24 protein-coding genes are annotated in these 23,272 nt (G+C 70.1%); 11 read left to right on the forward strand and 13 right to left on the reverse strand.

The genetic code is table 11. The features are described from left to right. Positions 1-135 precede the first annotated feature (135 nt). The gene (locus ACFQVC_RS02335; RefSeq protein ID WP_381825839.1) at positions 136-645 is read right to left on the reverse strand and encodes a GNAT family N-acetyltransferase; all 510 of its coding nucleotides are present in this window, start codon (positions 643-645) and stop codon (positions 136-138) included. A gap of 60 nt (positions 646-705) precedes the next feature. Further along, positions 706-1,431, reverse strand: coding sequence for a hypothetical protein (locus ACFQVC_RS02340; protein WP_381825841.1), 726 nt, complete (start codon positions 1,429-1,431; stop codon positions 706-708). 282 nt (positions 1,432-1,713) lie between these two features. On the opposite strand from ACFQVC_RS02340, the gene gcl reads away from it, so the two are divergent. After that, positions 1,714-3,501, forward strand: coding sequence for a glyoxylate carboligase (gene gcl / locus ACFQVC_RS02345; RefSeq protein WP_381825843.1), 1,788 nt, complete (start codon positions 1,714-1,716; stop codon positions 3,499-3,501). Positions 3,502-3,678: 177 nt separating this feature from the next. Next, entirely contained in the window at positions 3,679-4,314 is a 636-nt protein-coding gene (locus ACFQVC_RS02350) for a Uma2 family endonuclease (RefSeq protein WP_381825845.1), read from the forward strand. Positions 4,315-4,702: 388 nt separating this feature from the next. On the opposite strand, the gene ACFQVC_RS02355 is transcribed toward ACFQVC_RS02350, so the two are convergent. From ACFQVC_RS02355 to ACFQVC_RS02365, 3 genes are all read right to left on the reverse strand, one after another. Then, positions 4,703-6,160 carry a catalase gene (locus ACFQVC_RS02355; RefSeq protein WP_381825847.1) on the reverse strand — a complete coding sequence of 486 codons (1,458 nt, stop codon included), beginning with the start codon at positions 6,158-6,160 and terminating at the stop codon, positions 4,703-4,705. Between the two features lie 283 nt (positions 6,161-6,443). Continuing rightward, positions 6,444-7,337: a 2-hydroxy-3-oxopropionate reductase gene (locus ACFQVC_RS02360; protein WP_381825849.1), complete on the reverse strand. Its 894-nt coding sequence runs from the start codon at positions 7,335-7,337 to the stop codon at positions 6,444-6,446. 133 nt (positions 7,338-7,470) lie between these two features. Then, entirely contained in the window at positions 7,471-8,310 is an 840-nt protein-coding gene (locus ACFQVC_RS02365) for a TIM barrel protein (RefSeq protein ID WP_381825851.1), read from the reverse strand. Between the two features lie 125 nt (positions 8,311-8,435). Between ACFQVC_RS02365 and ACFQVC_RS02370 the strand changes: the two genes are divergently transcribed. From ACFQVC_RS02370 to ACFQVC_RS02400, 7 genes are all read left to right on the forward strand, one after another. Further along, positions 8,436-8,690 carry a YkoF family thiamine-binding protein gene (locus tag ACFQVC_RS02370; protein WP_381825853.1) on the forward strand — a complete coding sequence of 85 codons (255 nt, stop codon included), beginning with the start codon at positions 8,436-8,438 and terminating at the stop codon, positions 8,688-8,690. Further along, on the forward strand, positions 8,687-9,064 hold the full coding sequence (locus ACFQVC_RS02375; RefSeq protein ID WP_381825855.1) for a helix-turn-helix domain-containing protein: 378 nt from the start codon (positions 8,687-8,689) through the stop codon (positions 9,062-9,064). The genes ACFQVC_RS02370 and ACFQVC_RS02375 overlap by 4 nt, the downstream gene beginning before the upstream one ends. 180 nt (positions 9,065-9,244) lie before the next feature. After that, on the forward strand, positions 9,245-9,760 hold the full coding sequence (uraD, locus tag ACFQVC_RS02380; RefSeq protein ID WP_381825857.1) for a 2-oxo-4-hydroxy-4-carboxy-5-ureidoimidazoline decarboxylase: 516 nt from the start codon (positions 9,245-9,247) through the stop codon (positions 9,758-9,760). Then, the gene (uraH, locus tag ACFQVC_RS02385) at positions 9,757-10,146 is read left to right on the forward strand and encodes a hydroxyisourate hydrolase (protein WP_381825859.1); all 390 of its coding nucleotides are present in this window, start codon (positions 9,757-9,759) and stop codon (positions 10,144-10,146) included. Before uraD ends, uraH begins: the two co-directional genes overlap by 4 nt. Positions 10,147-10,151: 5 nt before the next feature. Further along, entirely contained in the window at positions 10,152-11,075 is a 924-nt protein-coding gene (pucL, locus tag ACFQVC_RS02390; RefSeq protein ID WP_381825861.1) for a factor-independent urate hydroxylase, read from the forward strand. Between the two features lie 251 nt (positions 11,076-11,326). Then, the gene (locus tag ACFQVC_RS02395; RefSeq protein ID WP_381825863.1) at positions 11,327-12,706 is read left to right on the forward strand and encodes an 8-oxoguanine deaminase; all 1,380 of its coding nucleotides are present in this window, start codon (positions 11,327-11,329) and stop codon (positions 12,704-12,706) included. A gap of 432 nt (positions 12,707-13,138) precedes the next feature. Beyond that, positions 13,139-14,539, forward strand: coding sequence for a nucleobase:cation symporter-2 family protein (locus ACFQVC_RS02400; RefSeq protein WP_381827056.1), 1,401 nt, complete (start codon positions 13,139-13,141; stop codon positions 14,537-14,539). A gap of 128 nt (positions 14,540-14,667) precedes the next feature. On the opposite strand, the gene ACFQVC_RS02405 is transcribed toward ACFQVC_RS02400, so the two are convergent. Beyond that, positions 14,668-15,489 (reverse strand): chitosanase, encoded by an 822-nt coding sequence (locus ACFQVC_RS02405; protein ID WP_381825865.1) that lies wholly within the window; start codon positions 15,487-15,489, stop codon positions 14,668-14,670. A gap of 144 nt (positions 15,490-15,633) precedes the next feature. Then, on the reverse strand, positions 15,634-15,909 hold the full coding sequence (locus tag ACFQVC_RS02410; protein WP_381825867.1) for a hypothetical protein: 276 nt from the start codon (positions 15,907-15,909) through the stop codon (positions 15,634-15,636). Between the two features lie 88 nt (positions 15,910-15,997). Here ACFQVC_RS02410 and ACFQVC_RS02415 point away from each other — a divergent pair, with 88 nt between their 5' ends. Further along, on the forward strand, positions 15,998-16,432 hold the full coding sequence (locus tag ACFQVC_RS02415; RefSeq protein WP_381825869.1) for an SSI family serine proteinase inhibitor: 435 nt from the start codon (positions 15,998-16,000) through the stop codon (positions 16,430-16,432). Positions 16,433-16,478: 46 nt separating this feature from the next. Here the strand turns inward: ACFQVC_RS02415 and ACFQVC_RS02420 are convergent, their stop codons facing one another. The 3 genes from ACFQVC_RS02420 to ACFQVC_RS02430 form a co-directional block, all read right to left on the reverse strand. Continuing rightward, complete coding sequence (locus ACFQVC_RS02420; RefSeq protein ID WP_381825871.1) at positions 16,479-16,985, reverse strand: excalibur calcium-binding domain-containing protein; 507 nt, start codon at positions 16,983-16,985, stop codon at positions 16,479-16,481. Between the two features lie 137 nt (positions 16,986-17,122). Further along, a complete protein-coding gene (locus ACFQVC_RS02425) occupies positions 17,123-17,644 on the reverse strand; it encodes a hypothetical protein (RefSeq protein ID WP_381825873.1) in 522 nt (173 codons plus the stop codon). Positions 17,645-17,702: 58 nt separating this feature from the next. Then, positions 17,703-19,958, reverse strand: a complete 2,256-nt coding sequence (locus ACFQVC_RS02430; RefSeq protein WP_381825875.1) for an alpha-N-acetylglucosaminidase — start codon at positions 19,956-19,958, stop codon at positions 17,703-17,705. A gap of 249 nt (positions 19,959-20,207) precedes the next feature. Between ACFQVC_RS02430 and ACFQVC_RS02435 the strand changes: the two genes are divergently transcribed. Beyond that, positions 20,208-21,320 carry a substrate-binding domain-containing protein gene (locus ACFQVC_RS02435; protein WP_381825877.1) on the forward strand — a complete coding sequence of 371 codons (1,113 nt, stop codon included), beginning with the start codon at positions 20,208-20,210 and terminating at the stop codon, positions 21,318-21,320. A gap of 290 nt (positions 21,321-21,610) precedes the next feature. On the opposite strand, the gene ACFQVC_RS02440 is transcribed toward ACFQVC_RS02435, so the two are convergent. From ACFQVC_RS02440 to ACFQVC_RS02450, 3 genes are read right to left on the reverse strand one after another with little or no spacing between them, the layout of a single operon-like run. After that, positions 21,611-21,994, reverse strand: coding sequence for a peptidase inhibitor family I36 protein (locus tag ACFQVC_RS02440; RefSeq protein WP_381825879.1), 384 nt, complete (start codon positions 21,992-21,994; stop codon positions 21,611-21,613). Beyond that, positions 21,991-22,551, reverse strand: coding sequence for a hypothetical protein (locus ACFQVC_RS02445; protein ID WP_381825881.1), 561 nt, complete (start codon positions 22,549-22,551; stop codon positions 21,991-21,993). Before ACFQVC_RS02445 ends, ACFQVC_RS02440 begins: the two co-directional genes overlap by 4 nt. Then, the gene (locus ACFQVC_RS02450) at positions 22,548-22,973 is read right to left on the reverse strand and encodes a hypothetical protein (RefSeq protein ID WP_381825884.1); all 426 of its coding nucleotides are present in this window, start codon (positions 22,971-22,973) and stop codon (positions 22,548-22,550) included. The genes ACFQVC_RS02445 and ACFQVC_RS02450 overlap by 4 nt, the downstream gene beginning before the upstream one ends. Between the last annotated feature and the right edge of the window lie 299 nt (positions 22,974-23,272).

Here is a 23,272-nt window from a genome sequence, read left to right on the forward strand (position 1 = left end):
TCGTCGTGCCCCGAAGGGGCGCGGGGCTGTGTCGATATGCGGCTCCGCCGCGCTGGGGGTACCCCCAGCGGTAGCTGGGGGAGCGACAAGCCACGACGCACCCGCAGATGATGCACCGGACTTCCCGCGGAGCGCTCAGGCGTAGCGGTGCATGCAGACCCGCTCCCAGCGGTCCAGGCCGAGTTCTGCTTCGTAGTCCCTGATTTTTCTCAGCCCGGGGGTGAGTTCCGCCTCGTCGAGGATCCGGAAGCCGATGCGTGCGTAGTACGGGGCGTTCCATGGCACATCGGCGAACGTCGTCAGGGTGAGGGCCGTGAGGCCCTCCGCGCGCGCCCGGTCCTGCGCGTACGCGAGCAGGGCCCGGCCCACGCCCCGGCGTGCGGCCGACGGGTGGACGGAGACCTGCTCGACGTGCAGGGCCTCGTCCACCGGCTCGCAGACGATGTACGCGACCGGCGCCCCGTCGTCGTCCGGGGCCGCCACCCAGGCATGCCCCGCCCGCCGGAAGGCGTCGAGCACGTCGAGCGCGGGCGGCTCGTCCTCGGCGATCTCCGGCATGCCGATCCCGCGGAACGGCTCACCGGCGGCGCGCTCGATGTCCCGCAGGACGGGGAGATCGCGGGGTGTGGCGGGGCGTATGCGCATGGGGACAGTCTTCCCGAAGGCGGCTCTCCGCGAGGGCCCTACGTCCGTGTCCCGCCCGCCCTATGCCCGTGTCCCGCCCTGCGCCCCCGTGCTCACCAGTTCGTCCGCGGGGCTGTTCACGGGCTGCGGGGTGCCCGTCAGATCGAGCACGAAGAGGGGGATGCGGAGCTCGTCCGCGCGGGCGCGGGCCTCGTCCGAGTAACCGGCCAGGGAGAAGTGGACGGCGATCGCGGACTGCGTGAGGGCGCTGAGCCACAGGCACTCCACGTCACGCAGTGAGGCGGGCCGGGTGGACGGCTCGACCTGGGCGACGAGGCCGGGTGCGTGCAGGCCGATGCCCGCCGGCGGGCGCTCCCTGGTGTGGCGGATGTCGCGGTAGCCGAGCCACTTCAGATACAGGGCCGCCGCCGTCACCGCGTCGCGAGCGGTGCGGATGGTCATCGGGTGGAACGCGGGGCGCGGCGTCGGCGCGGTCGGCGGCAGCGGTATGTGCAGGGGAGGGGCTGCGGGCGGCTGCGGCCCCGCCACCGAGCGCACGGGGATCCGCAGGACCGTGCCGCAGGCGCAGCCCAGCTCCGGCTGCGGCCACTGGTCCTGGCGCCCGCACGAGGGGCAGCGCACGCTGACCCAGTCCTCCGACCAGGTGTGATGGGTGATCGGGACGGCGTGCGCACCGCGGATGACGGGCGGGGTCACGGGGGCGCCGCAGGCGCAGGGGAAGGTCGGTGGCGCGTACACATGCTCGCGCCTGCAGACCGGGCAGCGCACCGGAATGCTCTCACCCATCACGGCCACCCCATCTCACGGCCGTCCATGTCCACGGCCGCCCTCTCGGCGTACCTGCGTTCCCCTGCCGCGGTCTCCATGGTCCATCAACCAGCGGCTCCTGTGGAGCCACTTGGCGAGGTTCCTCCCTGACCGGGCGCGGATTGGGCCTTGACGGCCATTGCGACCAGCTCTTACATTGCTTCCGTATCGCAGAACATAACTTTCGCATAGTGGAAACCGAGCGGAAATGGCCGCCGGTGGCCCGCGGGAGTGCCCGACAGGTCGACGCAGGAGTACTCGATGCCTCGAATGACAGCCGCCGCGGCGGCAGTGGAGATCCTCAAGCGCGAGGGCGTTACGAACGCGTTCGGTGTGCCGGGCGCCGCGATCAACCCCTTCTACAAGGCGCTCAAGACGGTCGGCGGTGTCGACCACACGCTGGCCCGGCACGTCGAGGGCGCCACGCACATGGCGGAGGGCTACACCCGCACCAACCCGGGCAACATCGGTGTCGCGATCGGCACCTCGGGCCCCGCGGGCACCGACATGATCACCGGTCTGTACTCCGCGATCGGTGACTCGATCCCGATCCTGTGCATCACCGGTCAGGCCCCGAGCCACCTCCTGTCCAAGGAGGACTTCCAGGCCGTCGACATCGCGTCGATCGCCAAGCCGGTCGCGAAGATGGCCGTCACGGTCCTGGAGGCCGCGCAGGTCCCCGGCGTCTTCCAGCAGGCCTTCCACCTGATGCGCTCCGGCCGTCCGGGCCCGGTCCTGATCGACCTGCCCATCGACGTCCAGATGGCGGAGATCGAGTTCGACCCGGAGACCTACGAGCCGCTGCCGGTCTACAAGCCCGCCGCGACCCGCGCCCAGGTCGAGAAGGCCATCCAGTTCCTGCTGGCCTCCGAGCGTCCGCTGATCATCGCGGGCGGCGGCATCATCAACGCCGACGCCTCCGACCTCCTGGTCGAGTTCGCCGAGATCACCAACACCCCGGTCGTGCCCACCCTGATGGGCTGGGGCACCATCCCGGACGACCACGACCTGAACGCGGGCATGGTCGGCCAGCAGACCGGCCACCGCTACGGCAACGCGACGTTCCTGGAGTCGGACTTCGTCCTCGGCATCGGCAACCGCTGGGCCAACCGTCACACCGGCTACAAGCTGGACGTGTACCGCGAGGGCCGCAAGTTCGTGCACGTCGACATCGAGCCGACCCAGATCGGCAAGATCTTCCCGCCGGACTACGGCATCACGTCCGACGCGCGCAGCGCCCTCGAGCTCTTCGTCGAGGTCGCCAAGGAGCTGAAGGCCGCGGGCAAGCTGCCCGACCGCTCCGAGTGGGTCGCCTCGCACCTGGAGCGCAAGGCCACGCTGCAGCGCCGTACGCACTTCGACGACATCCCGATGAAGCCGCAGCGCGTCTACGAGGAGATGAACAAGGCCTTCGGCCCGGAGACGCGCTACGTCACCACCATCGGCCTCTCCCAGATCGCCGGCGCGCAGATGCTGCACGTCTACAAGCCGCGGCACTGGATCAACTGCGGCCAGGCGGGCCCGCTCGGCTGGACCATCCCGGCCGCGCTCGGTGTCGCCAAGGCCGACCCGGAGACCCCGGTCGTCGCGCTCTCCGGCGACTACGACTTCCAGTTCATGATCGAAGAGCTGGCGGTCGGCGCCCAGCACCGCATCCCGTACGTCCACGTCCTGGTGAACAACGCCTACCTCGGCCTGATCCGCCAGGCCCAGATCGGTCTGGACATCAACTTCCAGGTCAACCTGGAGTTTGAGAACCAGAACTCGCCCGAGCTGGGTGTCTACGGCGTCGACCACGTCAAGGTCGCCGAGGGCCTCGGCTGCAAGGCGATCCGTGTCACCGACCCGAACGAGCTCGGCGACGCCCTGGAGCAGGCGAAGAAGCTCGCGCAGGAGTACCGGGTCCCGGTCGTCGTCGAGGCGATCCTGGAGCGCATCACCAACATCGCGATGAGCCCGACGGCCGACATCTCGGCGGTCAAGGAGTTCGAGGACATCGCCACGGAGTCCTGGCACGCGCCCACGGCCATCAAGACCCTCAAGAGCTGAGGCTCCTGAGTCTCCCTCACCGTAAGGGAGTTGGGGCGGTCCACCCGGAGGGGGGTGGATCGCCCCTTCGTCGTGTGCGGCCGGTGGATCACTCGTTCGGGTGCCCGAGTGGACGGCGGACGCGAGGGGGCGGGCCGTCCCACGGTGATGCTCTCGACACCACCACAGGAGGCCGCCATGTCTGCCGCAGCAGCTGAGCACCCGTTGTGCGACGAGGCACCGCTGACCCTGCTCAAAGAAGCCGACAGGCTCATCGGGCAGAACCCTGGGTACCGCGTCGAGATCATCGGCGGCCTGCTCCTCATGACCCCGCCCCCGGACGGCCCTCACGCCCGAGTGCCGACCAAGCTGATGCGCCCCTTGATCGACGCAGGCCTGGACGACGGGGAGACGGAGGTCCTGCAAGGAGTGGGCGTCCGGCTCCCCGGAGGCCCCGAGGAGTACGCGATCCCGGACCTCGCCGTGGTCGACGCCGACATCGACGAGCACCTCATCGAGTTCAACTGCTATGGCCCCTTGTCCTTCCGGCTCGTCCTGGAGGTCACCTCCAGCAACTACAACCAGGACCTGCGTACCAAGGCCACCGCGTACGCCAGGGCTCAGATCCCCGTATACGTGCTCGTGGACCGCAAGCACCAGCGCGTTCACGTCCTGACCGAACCGGACGGCGAGGCCTACGGCAGCCACCGCGTCCACGCGGCCGGCGAAGTGGCCGTGCTGCCCGACTCCCTGGGCGCCAAGGTCACCCTCGACGTGGAGGCCCTGCTGCGAGCTGGGGCGTTCAAGCCCGAGCCCGCGGCCGAGGACGGCTGAGCAACCGGCAACCGAGTGCACAAAGAACGCCGAGTTCACGGGACCGTCCGTGAACTCGGCGCTCTGGCTGAGGAGTTGGTGCCGTCCGACGGCGCAAGGCTGGCGTGACAGGACGTTCGCGCCGCCGGACGGAGTCTCGGTACTGCGGATACCGCTGGGACCGCGGCGGATGCGATGGAACCCGGACCACCCATCCCTCAGGTCGAGAAGGGCGCCGTGGAACCTTTACCACCGCACTGGCTCGCACACCGCCGCGGCCCAGTCGCTCGTCCGCCGGAGCGGACTGCCCAATCCACGTGACCACCCCTCATCCGGGTCCGTGGTTCGGGCTCTTGCGCCCGGGGCCTGACCTCCCGTCAGACCCCGTACGCAGTCTTGAGGTTGAACCTCAGTCCTCGCGCAGGGCGCGGACCGCTTCCTCGACGCGCTTGCCGTAGTCGGCGTCGGCGGCGTGGAAGTGGGCGAGGTTCTTCTCGATGACGTCGTCGCGGGAGACCTGGGACAGGCCGCCGGCGATGTTCGCCACCAGGCGCTTCTTCTCGTCCTCGGACATCAGCCGGAACAGCTCACCGGCCTGGAAGAAGTCGTCGTCCTTGGTGTGGGCCGGGGCCTCGTGGGTGCCCGTGTAGCCGTTGATGGCCAGCGGGGCCGACAGCGGCTGACCGGTCTCGGCCGGGCCGTCGTACGAGTTCGGCTCGTAGTTCTTGCGGTCACGGCCGTAGGCGTTGGACGCCATGACACCGTCGCGGCCGTAGTTGTCGGCCTTCGTCGCCTTGGGGGCGTTGACCGCGAGCTGGGTGTGGTTGACACCCAGGCGGTAGCGGTGCGCGTCCGCGTAGGCGAACAGACGGCCCTGCAGCATCTTGTCGGGCGAAGGACCGATACCCGGAACGAAGTTGTTCGGGGAGAACGCGGCCTGCTCGACCTCGGCGAAGACGTTGTCGGGGTTGCGGTCGAGGACCAGGCGGCCGACGCGCTGCAGCGGGTAGTCCTTGTGCGGCCACACCTTGGTGAGGTCGAACGGGTTGAAGCGGTAGTCCGCGGCCTCGGCGGCCGGCATCACCTGGACGTACAGGGTCCACGAGGGGTTCACACCGCGCTCGATGGCCTGCAGCAGGTCCGTCTGGTGCGAGTTGGGGTCCTGGCCCGCGAGCTCGGCGCCCTGCTCGGCGGAGAGGCAGCGGATGCCCTGGTTCGTCTTGAAGTGGTACTTGACGAAGAAGGCCTCGCCCTGGGCGTTGGTCCACTGGTACGTGTGGGAGCCGTAGCCGTTCATGTGGCGGTAGGACGCCGGGATACCGCGGTCACCCATCAGCCAGGTGATCTGGTGCGTGGCCTCGGGGGCGTGCGCCCAGAAGTCCCAGACGTTGTCCGGCTCCTGCTTGCCCGTGAACGGGTCACGCTTCTGGGAGTGGATGAAGTCGGGGAACTTCAGCGGGTCCTTGATGAAGAAGACCGGGGTGTTGTTGCCGACGAGGTCGTAGTTGCCCTCTTCGGTGTAGAACTTCACGGCGAAGCCGCGCGGGTCACGGACGGCGTCCGCGCCACCGAGGTTGTCCGCCACGGTCGAGAAGCGCAGGAACAGCTCGGTGCGCTTGCCGATCTCGGAGAGGAAGTCCGCCGACGTGAAGCCGGTGACGTCGTCGGTCACCTCGAAGTGGCCGTAGGCGCCGGAGCCACGGGCGTGCACCACACGCTCCGGGATGCGCTCCCGGTTGAAGCGGGCGAGCTTCTCGAGCAGGTGCTGGTCCTGCAGGAGGAGCGGGCCACCGACGCCGGCGGTGGCGGAGTTCTGATTGTCGGCGACCGGGGCGCCGGACTCGGTCGTAAGCACGCGCTTCGACATGGTGACCTTCCGTGCGGGAGCTACTGAGCGGAAAATCCGCGGATGGGCGGAGCTGGATCCGCGTACTGCGGAAAGACTTTTCCGCTGTGAGGTGGAGCGTAAGTTCGGCCTGAACCGAACGTCAACAGTTTGTTGAAGAAATGCGAACGGGGTTCGCCACAGACGATGTGACCTGCGTCTGAGCAGGAGTGTGACCCGGGCGGCGCCCGCGCCTGGGCGCGACAGGACAGGTGTCAGCGCGGGCGCCACCCGGAGATCAGGGGGCTGCGGCCGGTCAGGGCCGTCAGGCGACCGGCTGGCCCGAGAGGCGCTCGACGGCGCGCAGCAGCGCGGAGTGGTCGAGACCGCCGTCACCCTGCGCACGCAGGGACGCGACCAGCTGGGCCACGACGCCGCCGACCGGCAGCGAGGCACCGACATTGCGGGCGGCGTCGGTGACGATGCCCATGTCCTTGTGGTGCAGGTCGATACGGAAGCCCGGCTTGAAGTCGCGGTTGAGGAAGTTGTCCTTCTTGCGGGTCAGGACGGTCGAACCGGCCAGACCACCGTTGAGGACGTCGAGCGCGGCCTTCAGGTCCACGCCGGACTTCTCCAGGAAGACCACGGCCTCGGCGCAGGCCTGGATGTTGACCGCCACGATCAGCTGGTTGGCGGCCTTCACCGTCTGGCCCGAGCCGTGCGGACCGCACAGCACGATGGTCTTGCCGAGGGCCTCGAGGAGCGGCTTGGCGGCGTCGAAGTCCGCCTGCTCGCCACCGACCATGATGGACAGGACGGCCTCGATCGCGCCGGCCTCACCACCGGAGACGGGGGCGTCCAGAACGCGGATGCCCTTCTCCTTGGCGGCCTTGGCCAGGTCGACCGAGGTCTGCGGGGTGATCGAGGACATGTCGACCAGGAGCGCGCCGGACTTGGCGTTCTCCAGGATGCCGTCGGGGCCGTACGCGATGGCCTCGACCTGCGGGGACGCGGGCACCATCGTGACGACCACATCGGCGTCCTTGACGGCCTCGGCGATCGACTTGGCCGCGGTGCCGCCGGCGGCGGCGAGGCGGTCGAGCTTGTCCTGCTCCAGGGTGAAGCCGGTGACGTCGTAACCCGCCTTGATCAGGTTCTCGGACATGGGGGAGCCCATGATGCCGAGGCCGATCCATGCGATCTTGGGAAGGTTGCTCATGAGGGTGCCTCTCTCAAAGCTTTTGGTACGTCGGTGAGTTGCCGCCCGCCGCACAGCCGGGCGGCAACAGGCGCGTGCGGAACGCGCGGCGCGTACGGGACGCGCCGGGCGTACGGCACACGCCGCGGAAGCCTCAGCGCGCGGCGCGGGCCTCGGCGGGCAGCCAGTCGAAGGACTCGGCGCTCGGCTTGTCGCCGGCCTTGTACTCCAGGCCCACCCAGCCCTCGTAACCGGCCTTCTTCAGCTGGTCGAGCAGGGCTTCCAGGGGCAGGTCGCCGGTGCCCGGGGCGCCACGGCCCGGGTTGTCGGCGATCTGGACATGTCCGGTCTTCTCGGTGTACTGCTCGATCACCGAGGGCAGGTCCTCGCCGTTCATGGACAGGTGGTACAGATCCATGAGGAACTTGGCGTTGCCGAGCCCGGTGGCGGCGTTGACCGCGTCCACGATCTCGATCGCCTTGGGGGCGCTCACGATCGGGCACTTCGGCGACTCGGGCGCGTTCAGCGCCTCGATCAGCAGGATGGCGCCGATGCGGTCGGCCTCGCGGGCGGCGAGGACGAGGTTCTCCAGGGCGAGCTTGTCCTGCTCGGCCGGGTCGACACCGTCGACGCGGTTGCCGTACAGGGCGTTGAGCGCCTTGCAGCCGAGGGAGGCGGCGAAGTCGGCGGCGACCTTGAGGTTCGCGCGGAACTTCTCGGACTCCTCGCCGGGGATGGACAGCGCACCGCGGTCCGGGCCCGGCAGCTGGCCGGCGTAGAAGTTGAGGCCGGTCAGCTGGACGCCGGCGTCCTCGATGGCCTTCTTCAGGGCATCGAGCTCGGCCTGGTCAGGGGTGGGGGCGTCGACCCAGGGCCACCACAGCTCGACCGCGGTGAAGCCCGCCGCGGCAGCGGCCGCGGGGCGCTCCAGGAGCGGGAGTTCCGTGAAGAGGATCGACAGGTTGACGTTGAAGCGCTGGTCCGTGAATCCCATGAGGGGCAGGCGCTCCTTCCGTATTGCGGAAGTTACTTTCTACTTGATGGAAGATTGCCTTCGGCCCTGGTCGGCTGTCAAGTGGGGGCTGCCGAAAAACCGATACGGCTCGGTAGGTTGACCCCGTGCGATTGAGAGTGGAGTTCACGACCGAGCCCTTCGACCTCGACGAGGCGCCCACCCATGCGGTGGTGGCCCGCGAGGTCATCCAGGGGGCCGCGCTCGACGCCGTCGACGTGGGCCCCTTCGGAAACACCGCGGAGGGCGGCGCCGACGAGGTGCTCACCGCGGTCGACGCGCTGCTGCGCAAATCGCTTGCCGCCGGAGCCACCCGTGTCTCGCTGCAGGTGAATGTCGTCAGAGAGGGGGAGGAGCGGTGACCGAGCCCCGCGATCACCCCTTCGTCACCGCGGTCAAACCGCTGGTGGACGCCATGGGCGGCGAGCTGCTCGCCCCCGGCGAGGCCGAGGGCGACGATGTCGTCCTGTCCTGGGAGGGCGAGGACGTCCTCGCCGTACGTCTGCCGCAGCTGGCCGATTCCCTCGAGCACATCCTGGCCGCCCTGCAGCGCAAGCACGGCAGGCCGCTCTCCGAGCTCGACCGCAAGTCGAAGCAGGAGGTCGTACGTCTTCTCGAGGCCCGTGGCGCGTTCTCCGTACGGCATGGCGTGGAGACCGTGGCGGGCGCCATAGGCGTCTCGCGCTTCACCGTGTACAACTACCTGAACAGGCAGAACACCGCCAAGAGCGAGTAGCGGCGCGGGTAGCGCCCCACCTGCCGGTCACCCACCGTGGAGAAACCGTCACCCGAAATGTCGGGTGGCGGTTTCTTTGTTCAAGAGATTTCAACAAAGTGTTGACGCGGTGTTGCCGAAGGTCTTAGCTAATCCCAGCCCGTCCAGCACAAGGCCACTTCCGGCCACCGGAGGCTTCCCGTGACTTCCAGTACGACACCGGGCCTCGCCCGGTTCAACACCTCCGAGGAGACCGCGGCCACCGCGGAACTCCACGAGGTGTGCGCCAGTTCGGCGTGGGGGAGCAAGCTGCTCGCCCAGCGCCCCTTCGCATCCACCGACTCCCTCTTCGCCGCAAGCGACGCCGCCATGGCCGAACTGACCAGCGCGGACCTGGAGGAGGCGATGGCGGGGCACCCGCCGATCGGACGCCCGAAGCCAGGGGATCCGACCTCGGCCCGTGAACAGCGGGGCATGGCCGGAGCCTCCGAGGAGCTCAAGGCCGAACTGCTCGAACTGAACCTGGCCTACCAGGAGAAGTTCGGACATGTCTTCCTCATCTGCGCGACCGGCGCGACGGCCGAATTCATGCTCGGCCAGATCAAGACCCGGATCGAGAACGCGCCCGAGCAGGAGCGGGAGATCGTCCGCGCCGAGCTGGGCAAGATCAACCGCATCCGGCTGACCCGCCTCGTAGAAGAAGGAAGCGACGCATGAGCACCGACACCACTGCTTCGGTGTCCACGCACATCCTGGACACCAGCATCGGACGCCCCGCCGAAGGCGTCGCCATCTCGCTCGCGGCCCGCGCCGGCTCCGGTGCGGACTGGGTGGCACTCGGCGGTTCCAAGACCGATGCGGACGGGCGCTGCAAGGACCTGCCGGCGCTGCCGGAGGGCACCACCCACGTGCGTCTCGACTTCGAGACCGAGGCGTACTTCTCAACCAAGCAAGCCGAAGCCCAGCAGGACGCCCCCGCGAATCGGGACAGCGGTGCGTTTTTCCCGGAGGTGGCGATCACGTTCGCCGTCAAGCCGGGCGAGCACTACCACGTACCGCTGCTGCTCAACCCGTTCGGCTACTCCGTTTACCGAGGGAGCTAGCAGACATGCCCACGATTCTGGGACAGAACCAGTACGGCAAGGCCGAGAACCGCGTCGTGAAGATCACGCGCGACGGCGACACGCACCACATCAAGGACCTGAACGTGTCCGTCGCCCTGTCCGGCGACATGTCCGATGTGCACCTCACCGGCTCCAACGCCAACTGCCTGCCGACCGACACCACCAAGAACACGGTGTACGCGTTCGCCAAGGAATACGGCATCGAGTCCGCCGAGCAGTTCGGCATCCACCTCGCCCGGCACTTCGTGACGAGCCAGGAGCCGATCCACCAGGCGCGGATCCGGATCGAGGAGTACGCCTGGGACCGCATCGCGACCTCGGACGCCAACTCCAAGTTCATCGGCGCCGACGAGGTCAACCACTCCTTCGTCCGCAAGGGCCAGGAGACCCGCGTCACCCAGATCACGTACGACGGTGAGAAGTGGGAGGTCATCTCCGGCCTCAAGGACCTCATCGTCATGAACTCCACCAACTCGGAGTTCTGGGGCTACGTCAAGGACAAGTACACGACGCTGCAGGAGGCGTACGACCGCATCCTGGCGACCCAGGTGTCCGGCCGCTGGCGCTTCAACTGGAGCGACGACGAGCAGCGGATGCCCAACTGGGAGAAGTCCTACGAGCAGGTCAAGAAGAACATGCTCGAGGCATTCGCGGAGACCTACTCCCTGTCGCTGCAGCAGACCCTGTACCAAATGGGTTCGCGCATCATCAACAGCCGTTCGGAGATCGACGAGGTCCGCTTCTCGCTCCCGAACAAGCACCACTTCCTCGTCGACCTGGAGCCGTTCGGCCTCAAGAACGACAACGAGGTCTACTACGCGGCCGACCGTCCCTACGGACTGATCGAGGCCACCATCCTCCGCGATGGCGTCGAGCCGCAGATCCCGGCCGACATGACCAACCTCTGACCGTTCCACGCCAGGAACGCGCCAGGCCCTGAGAACCTCCGACGCGTATGCGCCGGCGTCACCCCCGGGAGCTTCCGCTCCGCGGAAGCACCCGGGGGCCAGGAGGGGAGCGGGGGCATCTGCGCAACACCCGCACGCCGGACGCGACGAAGCGTTCGCACCGTGCACCACGGACTCGGTCGTCACCCCGCTCGACCCCCGGGTCCGTACAAGCCGGGCTGCAAAGCCCGATGTCAGGAAGAGGAACCGCCATGGCGGCTTCGCGCATCGTCATCGAGAACTGCGCCATCGCGACGGTGGACGCCGACGACACCGAGTACGCCTCGGGCCACCTCGTCGTCGCGGACAACCGGATCGAGTCGGTGGGTGCGGGCAGGGCCCCGGAGAACCTGCAGAACGTGATCCGCCGGATCGACGGCACCGGCCATCTGCTCACCCCGGGCCTGATCAACACGCATCACCACTTCTACCAGTGGATCACCCGCGGTCTCGCCACCGACCACAACCTCTTCAACTGGCTCGTCGCCCTCTACCCCACCTGGGCGCGCATCGACGAACCCATGGTCAGGGCCGCCGCGCAGGGCTCCCTCGCGATGATGGCCCGCGGTGGCGTGACCACCGCCATGGACCACCACTACGTCTACCCGAAGGGCTCCGGCGACCTGTCGGGCGCGATCATCGGCGCCGCCCGCGACATGGGGGTGCGCTTCACCCTCGCCCGCGGCTCCATGGACAGCTCCGAGAAGGACGGCGGCCTGCCGCCCGACTTCGCCGTCGAGACCCTCGAAGGCGCGCTCGCCGCGACCGAGGAGACCGTCGGGAAGCACCACGACGCCTCCTTCGACGCGATGACCCAGATCGCCGTCGCACCCTGCTCGCCCTTCTCCGTGACCACCGAACTCCTGCGTGAGGGCGCCGAGTTGGCCCGCCGCCTCGGGGTGCGCCTGCACACGCACGGCTCGGAGACGGTGGAGGAGGAGAAGTTCTGTCACGAGCTCTTCGGCATGGGCCCCACCGACTACTTCGAGTCCACCGGGTTCCTCGGCGAGGACGTATGGATGGCGCACTGCGTCCATATGAACGACTCCGACATCGAGGCCTTCGCCCGTACGAAGACCGGTGTCGCGCACTGCCCCTCCTCCAACGCCCGCCTCGCCGCCGGGATCGCCCGTGTCCCCGACATGCTGGCGGCCGGCGTCCCGGTCGGCCTCGGCGTGGACGGCACCGCCTCCAACGAGTCCGGTGAACTGCACACCGAGCTGCGCAACGCGCTCCTCATCAACCGCCTCAACACCCAGCACCGCGAGGCCGCGCTCAACGCCCGCCAGGCACTGCGCCTCGGCACCCACGGCGGCGCCCAAGTGCTGGGCCGCGCCGCCCAGATCGGCTCACTCGAGGCCGGCAAGCTCGCCGACTTCGTGCTCTGGAAGGTCGACGGACTCGGCCACTCCACGATCGCCGACCCGGTCACCGCCATCGTCTTCGGTGCCGCCGCTCCGGTCACCGCTTCCTTCGTCAACGGCAAGCAGATCGTCGAGAACAACCGGCTGCTCACCGTCGACGAGGAATCCATCGCACGTGACGCCCGCGCGGAAGCACAGCGTCTCGCGCGGATCACGGCCCAGGCCTGATCCGCGTTGATCCAGGGCCCGCGATCCGGGCCGGGATCTCCAGGAGTCCGGCTGAGGGGGACGGCCCTCGGCCGGTAGCCGTGGACCCGAGCGGGGTCCACGGCAGCCGGAGCCGGCGGGCGGGGGCCAAGAGTGCCCGCGCCTGCCGGTGACGGTGAACCGTCGTGCCCGGAAGGGGCCTTGAGCCTCCCTCCGGTGTCCGTACGAAGCACCGCGACCGCACATCGCACCCTTCGGCACCCGCACAACAGGAGACCGAGCAGTACCCGTACGACCGCACCACCGCACCATCGCCGTTTGCACCTCATGTACGACCTCCATGACACCGCGTCGCTGGCGACGCGCATACCGACCGGAGGAACCGCCGTGGCAGCAACGCCCAGGGTTCGAAAAGCAGTCGCCGTGCCAGAGGACGACAACGTCCGCGACCAGATGCCCGAAAAGCACCCGGTCGACGAGAAGTTGCCCCCTCTCAAAATGATGACCAGCGGCCTACAGCACGTGGCCGCCCTGTACGCGGGTGTGGTCGCCCCGCCGCTCATCGTCGGCAAGGCCTGCGGCCTGTCCGCCACCGAGCTCACCTTTCTCACCGGGGCCAGCCTGTTCACGGCCGGTCTCGCCACCCTTCTGCAGACGCTCGGCATCTGGAAGATCGGTGCCCGGCTCCCGTTCGTGAACGGCGTGACCTTCGCGGGTGTCGCCCCCATGGTGGCGATCGCCAACCAGACCAAGGACAAGAGCGATGCGCTGCCGATCATCTTCGGCGCGATCATCGTCGCGGGCCTGCTCGGCTTCATAGCCGCCCCGTACTTCTCCAAACTGGTCCGGTTCTTCCCGCCCGTCGTCACCGGCACCGTGATCACCCTGATCGGTGTCTCGCTGATGCCGGTGGCCTTCGGCTGGGCCCAGGGCCCCGATCCCGCCGCCAAGGACTACGGCGCGGGCAAGTACCTTGCCCTGGCGGGTATTTCGCTGGTCGTGGTGCTGCTGATCCGCCGCTTCACCCATGGCTTCGTCAAGCAGATCGCCGTTCTCCTCGGCCTCGTCGTCGGCACCGTCATCGCCATCCCCTTCGGCGTCGCGGACTTCAGCGCGCTCGGCGACGCGGACCTCATCGGCTTCCCGACACCGTTCCACTTCGGCGCCCCGCAGTTCGCCGCAGCGGCCATCGTGTCCATGTGCGTCGTGATGGTGGTCTCCATGACGGAGTCCACCGCCGACATGCTCGCCCTCGGTGAGATCGTCGAGCGGCCGGCCGACGAGAAGACCATCGCGGCGGGCCTGCGCGCCGACACCCTCGGCTCGGCCATCTCCCCGCTGTTCAACGGCTTCATGGCCAGTGCCTTCGCGCAGAACATCGGCCTGGTCGCGATGACCAAGATCCGCAGCCGTTTCGTGGTCGCGGTCGGCGCCGGCTTCCTGATCCTGATGGGCCTGTGTCCGCTCGCCGCCTCGCTGATCGCCGTGGTGCCGCCGCCGGTGCTCGGCGGCGCGGGCATCGTGCTGTTCGGCTCGGTCGCGGCCAGCGGTATCCAGACCCTCGCCAAGGCGGGCCTGGAGAAGGACAACAACGTCCTCATCGTGGCCGTCTCCATCGCCGTCGGCCTGATCCCGATCGCTGCGCCGACGTTCTACCACGCGTTCCCCGACACCGCGATGATCATCCTGGACTCCGGGATCTCCACGGGCTGTGTCACCGCGGTCGTCCTGAACCTGGTCTTCAACCACATCGGCAAGAGCAAGGACGCTGCCGATGTGACCCACCCGATGGAGGGCGGCGAGGATCTCTCGGGCGGGGTGCCGACGCAGCGCAGTGGCGCGGCAGTGCACTGAGCCTCCGGCGGTTCCAACGGGCGTGGCGCGTACGGCAGTTGTCTGCCGTACGCGCCACGCGCCGTTTGCGCGGCGGCTGTTCGGGGTTCGGGATGCGGGGATCGGGGTGTGGGGATCGGGGTGCGAGGTCAGTCGATGTGGTAACTGTCCCCGTACACCTGCCAGTCGAGCGGCGGGTCCAGGTTCAGATTGCCCGCGTCGAGGAACACCCGCTGCGCGGTGTCCACCCGGCTGGTGTCCTCGTGCGCCTCCTCCTGCTGCATCGCCCACACCCGGGCGTCGAGGAAGGCGTGCAGATAGGTGGTCTCGTCCCCGCCCTGTGACGGCGGCTCGGCCCGGTCGAGCGCACGCTCGCGGATGCTGCTGAAGCTGGTGGCGTCGGAGCCGTCACCGTGCATGACGATGGCGTCGTAGTACGCGAACTGCCCGAGCGTCCCGATTCCGTCGGCCTTTCCCCGCTTGACGGCCGGGTTGAAGTAGACCCGGTCGCGCTCGTCGTTCTGGGCCTGCTGGAACCCGGGGTCCCTGGCCGCCTTCTCCCAGTCGCCGGTGAAGGTGGGGTCGAGCCCCTCGTGGGAGTCGGTGCCGTCGACCTCGCGCAGCGCGGGCAGGTACTTGGCGAGGATGTTGCCGGGCTCGCGGGCGGTGTAGAGCTCGACCAGGTCCAGCATGTCGCCGGTGCCGGAGCAGAAGCCGATGATGCCCGCGGTGTAGCCGCGGCCGTCGCCTATGTCCTCGATGTAGTCGTACTGCTCCTTCCAGTCGAGCGAGGAGTTCTCGGCGCTGGAGACGATCTGCATCGCTATCTCCTTCTTCTCCGGGTCATCGAGCCCGGAGGGCGCCGCGCTCGCGGAGCCCTGTACCTGCAGCACCAGCAGGGCGAGCCCGAGCAGGGCACCGAGGAGAGCGGTGATACGACGCGCTGACGTGCGTTTGTGGGGGGTGTGCACGTGTCCTCCTAGGGGGAGTACGTCCTTCCGCTGTTCTGTTAGGAAGCTTTCCTATCAGGGTTGGAAGTTGACGTATACCCGTCAGGAGGCGGGGAGTTGGGGGTGGGCGAGCGGGCGGGCGAGCCGGAGCGGGCGGTCAGTTGCTCAGGGGAGGGCCCGGTATGCGGCCGAAGGACCATCGAGTTCCGGGTGCGTGACCCGGTAGCGGTCCCCGTGGATGCGCAGCATCGCCCAGTGCCAGGCCTCGTCGTGGAAAACGAGACCGCGATACGGAGCGTCGGCCGGCTCGTAGGGGTAGTCGTCGAGGGCCGCCGCCCCGGCCGCGTCGGGTGTCATTCCCCCGTGCTCCCGCAGCACCCACGCGTAGTTGAGCCGCTCCTGTGCCAGGTAGGCGAGGTACTCGGCTTCGCTCCAGGTCATGGCGGCACCCTGGAGCGGGCGGGTGCGACACGCTTCGGGTGGGTGAGGGTCGCCGTGCGGGCGGCGGTGGGCGGCTACACGTTGGCGTATGACCGTACGTACTTCACGCGTGGGCCTGGCCCTCGCCACCGGCGCCCTGGTGCTTGCCGGTTCGCCCGCCGCCTCCGCCGCCACCACCGCGGCCGTGCCGCCGCCGCCGTCCGAGCCCGGCTCGAAGCTGATCCTCATGCACCACGAGGGCACCGCCGACGAGGTGCCGTCCAAGGCGTCGTTCGCGCTTCTCGCCTGCGATCCGCCCGGCGGCACCCACCCGGCGACCCAGGCCGCGTGCGGCCGGCTGCGCGAGACCAACGGCGACATCGAGGAACTCGACGCCCACCCGGACCGGGTCTGCACCAAGGAGTACCAGCCGGTCACGGTGCACGCCTACGGCCACTGGAAGGGCGCCACCGTCCACCGGTCGAAGACCTTCGGCAACGCGTGCCAGGCCGAAGCGGCCACGGCCGAGGTCTTCGGCTTCTGAGCCGTCGGGTGCCGTGCCCTCGGGTGCCGGATCGCGGATCGTGGGCCTACTCGCAGGCCACGCCGTCGCCGTCCCGGTCCAGGTGCCGGGCGTAACCGGGCTCGCCGCGGTACAGGGGTGCCTTGCCCGCGGCGCGTACGGCCGAGCAGTTCTTGTAGGAGACGCCGCTTCCGCTGCCGCTGTCGCTGTCCGAAGAGCTGCTCCTGCTGCTGTCCGAAGAGCCGGTGCCGCTGCCGGTGCCGCTGCCGACGGGAGCCGCGGTCTCCGTGACCGTGATCGTCTCCGTCACCGTGGGGGTGGCGGTGGGCTCCGCGGTCCTGGTCACCGTGACCGTGGGCGCGGGGGACGGGGTGACGGTCTCGGTCACGGTCGGTGTCGCCGAGGCCTCGCCGGCCGCCGCCGAATCTCCGCCGCCGGAGACCGCGCCGAGGGCGAACATCACCACGGCCCCACCGGCCGCGAACACGGCCCATCCCCGCTTGCCGATGCCGCGCCCGGCCTGGGACGCGGAGCCGCCGTCGTGTCCGTCGCGGTTCCACTGCGGTGCGCTCATGCCGTTGCTGCCCTGTGCTCTCTTGCCTGTAAGGGGGAAGTAAGAAGACCCGCTTCGAACCGTAGAACCGGGCGCCCCCGGGCGGGCAGAGGCCTGTGACTCCTCCGGGCGGGGCGAAGGTCCCGGGCCGAAGACGGTCAGAGCCAGACGTCGCGATGGGAGACGGGCGGCTGGCCGCCGTCGAGATGTCGGTTCGCCGCGGAGACGAAGGCCTCGATGGGGCGGTCGTGCGCGCCGGTCTCCTCCAGGTGCGCGACGGAGTCGAGCAGTCCGGTGTCCTTCGGGTGTCCGGGCGCGAAGGTCGCCTCGTGGAAGGCGTTCTTCGCGCCGCGGACCGCCGCCGCGAGCTCGGCCACGGGCTCGGGTCCCGCCAGGGCGACGCCCCTGACCCAGCGGTCGATGGCCCAGTACGTCTCCTGGTAGCGCTCCCCGAGTTCCCGGGGGGCGACGCCCACGTACCGGCGCATCGCCGCGCGCTGGAAGTCTTCGTAGGCCATCACCAGGGACTGGTACGCGTCCTGCTGGTGCTCGCCGCGCCAGCGAGTCTGCGTGCCCGCCTCCGAGGCCCGCGCGCCGCGGTGCGCGAGAAGCGCCGCGCCCCAGCCGCCCGCGGCGCCCACGCAGGCCGCCACCGCCGAGGATATGACGGCTGGACCCATGCGCAGAGCCTGTCCATGCCGGGAGCGTACGACGCTTCTCTACGCGGCGTGCGCCTCTCTACGCGGTGTGACGCAAGGCCTCACGTACCTCCAACGCCACCTCGTATACGTCTCCTTGAGGGGCCGTCAGCAACCGGCCGGGGCTGCGTGTCCAGGTGTTCTCCAGGGCGAACCAGTCGATGCTCCGCGGCGGTCGCCCCTGCGTCAGGGCGGCCGTCAGCTCGTCGAAGTACGTCTGCCAGCGCAGCCGGTACAGACCGCCCACCAGGCCCGCCCACTCCCGGTTCGCGTAGTCCCGCAGGCCCTCGTCCGCGCCGGCGCGGGTGCCCCACACCGTGAGCAACGACGTGGCGTCATAGGCCAGTCGACCGCGTTCGGCGTCACTCGCGCCCCAGGTCATGGCCTCCTGGCGCCAGCGGCCGAGCAGCTGCGTGGAGTCCGTGGCCGCCAGGCGGTCGAGCAGGTCCATCAGGTCGAGCCAGGTGGCGGTGAGCGTGCCGAAGCGGTCGCGCTCCGCGCCCGCGAAGGCCTTCTTGATCTGCGGGAGCAGGACGCGGCTGCGTTGGGAGAGGCACTGGCGGGCGACGTCGAGGAGGTCGCGACGGTAGGCCGTGCTGGTGCGCAGGCCCGGTGCGACCTCCAAGAGGTGGGCCAGGGCGGGCTCGAACTCCTCCGGTGTGTAACGGAGTTGGCGGGGTGACCAGGACGCCGCCGACCGCACCACCAGATCCGGGCGCGCCCCGAAGAGGCCGTCCGCGCCCTCGCTCCACTCGTCGGCCCGCGTGGTGCCGTACACGGTGCGGCGCAGGGTGTCCCAGGCGGCCTCGGCCCGCCGGTCGCGGCCGCCGTAGCGGGAACGCGACCACGCCTTGAACCAGCCGTCGAGATCGCCGCGTTCACCCGGACCCTCGCTCCAGGCGAGTTCGGAGAACAGCTCGAAGGCCGCCGGGTTGTTGTCCGCGGCCTCCGGCAGCAGGGCGATACCGCGCAGCGCGCTGCCCGGCTTCGTGCGCCACTTCTCGTACAGGGACGCCCAGTCGGGGGTGTTGGCGCCGAGGGCCGAGTGGCCGCCGAAGTTCCAGATCGAGCCGAACGCGTACGGCGTGCCGCCCCAGTCCGCCTCCCGGTCGGTGACCTTCGTGAAGCGGTCCGAGAGGCCGTCGAGCACCAGCATCCGGGACTTGTCGACGGCGTCGACGATCGCCCGCGGCGGATTGTGGCGCCAGCCGAGGATCGCCCAGACGGCATCGGGACGCGCGGTGCGCAGGGCCTTCTCCACGGCCCGCGCGGCCGCGCCGACCGGTACGTCGCCGGGGCTGCCGCCCTCGTGCAGGAGGTCCATCTTGTACATCGACGACGGCCCGAACATCTCCTCCTGGACGCGGTAGAACGCCGCCGCCACCCGCTCGAAGTGCGGGCCGCGCGGATCGAGCCAGTCGGGGCGGCGCAGGCCCATCCAGTCGCCCTGAGGCACCACGCGCGCCCCGGGATTGCGGTCCGCGAAGCCCGGCGGGACCGTACCGAAGCAGCCGGGCAGAACCGGTGTCATGCCGAGCGCGCGCAGCCGGTCCGCGATCCGCCGGCCGAGCGCCGCCCTGGCCCGCAGCACCCCGGCCGGCACGGGATGCGGGGACCCGGGAGTGCCGGACATGTTCTGCAGCAGCCACCACGGCTGGTGCGCGGGCGCCGGGATCCAGCCGCGCAACTCCCGCTCTCCGTAGCCGAACTCCTGGAAGAGGCGGTGGTAGAGGGCGTCCGCGCCGACGGAGACGAAGACCTCGTTGTAGCCGTGCAGGGCGAGCACGTCGAGCTCGTGCTCCCAGTACGTCCAGTCGCGGTACGGGCCCGTGTAGCCGTCGTTGGTGTCGTTCAGGGCGAAGCGGTGCGGGACGTCGGCATGGCGGGTGACCGTCCTGCGGGGAGCCGGGAGACGGGCGGGCAGCGCGTCCGTGCAGCTGCCCGCCCAAGTGATGTTCGCGTGCGTCTCGTGCTTCAAGTACCAGTACAGACCCCGGAGTTGGACCGCTGGTGTGGTGCCCTCGATGGTGATGCGGCCCGGTTCCCCGGAGACGGTGAAGGTGTCCGCCGGGCTGTGTGCTCCGCCCGCCCCGCCCCGCGGATGCGTGCGGAAGGTGAGCTGGCGCCAGTGGTGCGGGAGCAGCCGGCGGGCCGCGGCCGCCGCCGCGCCCGTGTCGGGGCCGGGGCCTTGTGGCGGGGCGCCCGACGCGGCGTCTCCGGCACAGCCGCCGAGGCCGAGCACGGCGGACCCGGCGACGGCGGCGCTGAGGAAGGTACGGCGGCCCAGGGGCGGCATGGCGGCTCCGGTGTGTCCGGTGAGTGGTGACGCGCGTTCCCGCAGGGATACCCGGACCACCCGCGCGGGCAGGCGTCCGCTGGGCCACGTGGAGGTGTCGGACAGCGGAACGGGAACGGCAGGACGGCGCGCAGAGGGCGTCGGCCCGCCGCGTAAGGACGTCATGGAGCCGCGACGGACTGATCGTATTGATCGGACCCGATCGTTATGCTTACGTCGTCGGAGTCACCGGCACGGAGGGGAGAGCCCATGCGGCTGCATGTCGACCAGCGTCACGAGCGCGTCCTGGCACTGGTCAGGGAGCGTGGCAGCGTACGCGTCGCCGAACTCGCCGAAGAGCTGGGGGTCTCGGCCGTGACGCTACGGCGCGACGTCGAGGCGCTGGCCGCGCAGGGACGGGTGCACCGGCTGCACGGCGCGGTGGTGTGGCCGGGGGAGCGGGAGCGGGTGCCGGGACCGCGCACCGCCGCGGACGGCACCGACGGACTGGTGCTCGGCATGGTCGTGCCGACCACCGGCTACTACTACGCCGAGGTCGTGCAGGGCGCCCGCGAGGCGGCCGAGGCGCATGGCGCACGCCTGGTCGTCGGCCTGTCCCACTACCTGCCCGACGAGGACGCCCCGCAGGCCGAGCGGCTGCTCTCCACCGGCGCCGACGGACTGCTCCTGACGCCCAGCTGGGAGCGCAGCGCCCCGGGCCCCGGCGCCGGCGGCTGGGTCGGGGAGCTGAGCGTGCCGACCGTGCTCGTGGAGCGCTGGGCGCCGCACGGCCACCCCGCGGCGGAGCTCGACCGGGTCAGATCGGACCATGCGTACGGAGCGGCGAAGGCGGTGCAGCACCTCGCGGCGCTCGGCCATCGCAAGGTGGCGCTCGCGGCCCAGGAGAGCCCGCACCAGGAGCAGTTGAGGGCGGGGTACGCGGCGGCCGTGGAGAGCCTCGGGCTCGAACCCGCCCCCGTGTCCCCGCTGGATGCCGAGCCGTCGCTCTCGGAGGCCGACCGCTTCGAGCGCACCCTCGCCTATCTGTGCGAGGCGGTGGGCGAACACGGCGTCACGGCCGCCCTGGTGCACAGCGACGCCGACGCCATCGTGCTGATCCCGCGGCTGCAGGCACGCGGGGTGCGGGTGCCGGAGGACCTGGCGGTCATCGCGTACGACGACGAGGTGGCGCCGCTCGCCGACGTACCGCTGACCGCGGTGGCCCCGGCGAAGCGCGCGGTCGGCGCCCAGGCGGCCGAGCTGCTGCTAGCCCGCCTGGCCGACCCGGTCGCGCCGCGCCGCCATGTCGACCTGCTGCCGGAGCTGAAGGTGCGCTCGTCGTGCGGGGAGGACCAGGGCGCAGCCGGGGGTGACCCAATTTGAGCCTGTCCGGCGGCGATTGAGGACGGCCCGGCCGCGCCGCGCCGTCATGTCGGGAGGGCCCGGGCGCGGCCGGGGGGTGACGCAATCCGAGCCCGTCCGGCGATTGAGGACGAGCCCGGAGGGCGATTACGTCAGCCGAGCTGCGGGGTGCGAAGAGCTCTCAGCCGCGCTGCGGGGGTGCGAAGAGCCCTGAGCCGCGCTGCGGGGGTGCGAAGAGCCTTGAGCCGCGCTGCGGGGGTGCGAAGAGCCCTCGGTCACGTGACCAGACCCTCGGCGAGCAGGGCCGGGCTTCAGCAGCCCATGGCCCACACATGCGCGTCGCCGCGGTCGTTGGCGGCGCTGTTGAAGCGGACCTCGTCGCCGGGGCGGAGGCAGATCGTCACGGCGCCGCCTTGCGAGGGGAACTGGATGGCGCTCTCGTGCACCTTCACGTGGTCCTTCACGCCGGGCCCCGAGATGCCGTGGTTGGCCCAGGAGGAGTCCGCGTCGGCGATCCAGCTCTCCCACCATTCGTCGTCGCCCGAGGCGTTCATCCGCTGTCCGCCGTAGTCGGCATCGGTCCATACGCAGAAGTTGCCGCTGGGACAGTCCACGGCCGTGGCGGGCGTGGTGGTGGCCAGGGCGGCGGCCGCGGCCAGCAGTGCGGCGGCGATCAGGGCGATGGGGTGCTTCATGGCAACTGCCTTTCCTTGCAGGTGAGTTGACCCGAGCCGCGGGTGGTGAGCTGACCGCTGTCACCGGTGACGAGTTGAGTGCCGAGCAGGGTCCTGGCCTCGGTGAGTGCGCGGGCGCGCAGCTCGCGGTAGGCGGCCTGGTCGCGCCGTGGCGCCTTCGCCTTGAGGTTGTTGACGTGGGTGGTGGCCCGGAACCAGGCGCGCTGGTCCCCGTAGAGCCGGCGTTCCGCGGCGGCCAGGCAGCCGTCGGTGTGGTGGCCGACGACATGGCCGCCGGGCAGAGTGAGGGTCAGCTCGGCGGGGCCGGTGCCGAACAGGGCGCGTTCCACGTGGCGGGCCTCGGCGGTGCTCCCCGGCGCCGCGCCGGGGCGTGGCGGGGTGAGGCCACGTTCGGTCAAGCAGCGGTCGGTGAGCAGGAGTTGGGCGGCCTTGAGGGTGTCGGCCGGGGTGAGCGAGACGGTGGGTTCACGGGGCCCGGCGCAGCCGGCCAGGACCGTGAGGACGCATACGCAGGCCGCGGCGATGAGCCACCGGCCGGGGGCCCCGGCGCGGTTCACCCGGCCTCGCAGTCGGCATGCCGGTTGGTGTCGACCGCGTCGAGTCTGTTCCACCACTCCCAGTTCCCCGACCAGTCGCCGCCGTGGATGGTGCGTTGCAGGCAGGGCCCCTGGCCGGGGAAGTGCAGGGCGTACACGGTCTTGTCGACCTGTGAGGCGAAGGACTTGGCGTGTCTCAGGACGCGGGCCTCGGGTTCCGCGAAGCCGCCCGGTGTGGGGTTGTAGCACCATCCGCCGCCCGGTCCCGTCTCGCCGGGCTCGGGCCAGAAGCAGACGTATCCGGGCAGGGCGGCCGCACCGGCGGGCGCGGTCGTGGTCACGGCCGAGGCCGGGGGAGCGGTGAGGGTGAGGGCGGTGAGCGCGGCCGTGGCGACTGCGACGGCGGTGACGGCGGTGACGGCGGAGGGGAACGGGCTACGCAAGTGGGCCTCCCAGTGCGGTGGTCGGACTATGCAGGCGCTCCCCTTTCCAGGCGTTGTCGCAGGTAAGCGCGGTGGCCCTGGGCTGTCACCCGCAGTGGTGACGGGGCGCGCCGCAGGTGTCCCTGGCGGCACACGCACCCCGCACAGGGCACGGGATTTGAGCCCGCGCACCACCTGCGGGCGCGACGGGCGCCGACCCTGACGAAGTGTTCCTCAACGATCGGTAGCCGATCGTTTTGATTGAGTTGTTCGTTTGCTCTTGACCGGCGATCGGTCTGGCGCAAATGATGACCCCCGTT

Origin of the sequence: Streptomyces monticola (genome assembly GCF_042665355.1) — a bacterium.
GTDB classification, from domain to species: Bacteria; Actinomycetota; Actinomycetes; order Streptomycetales; family Streptomycetaceae; genus Streptomyces; species Streptomyces monticola.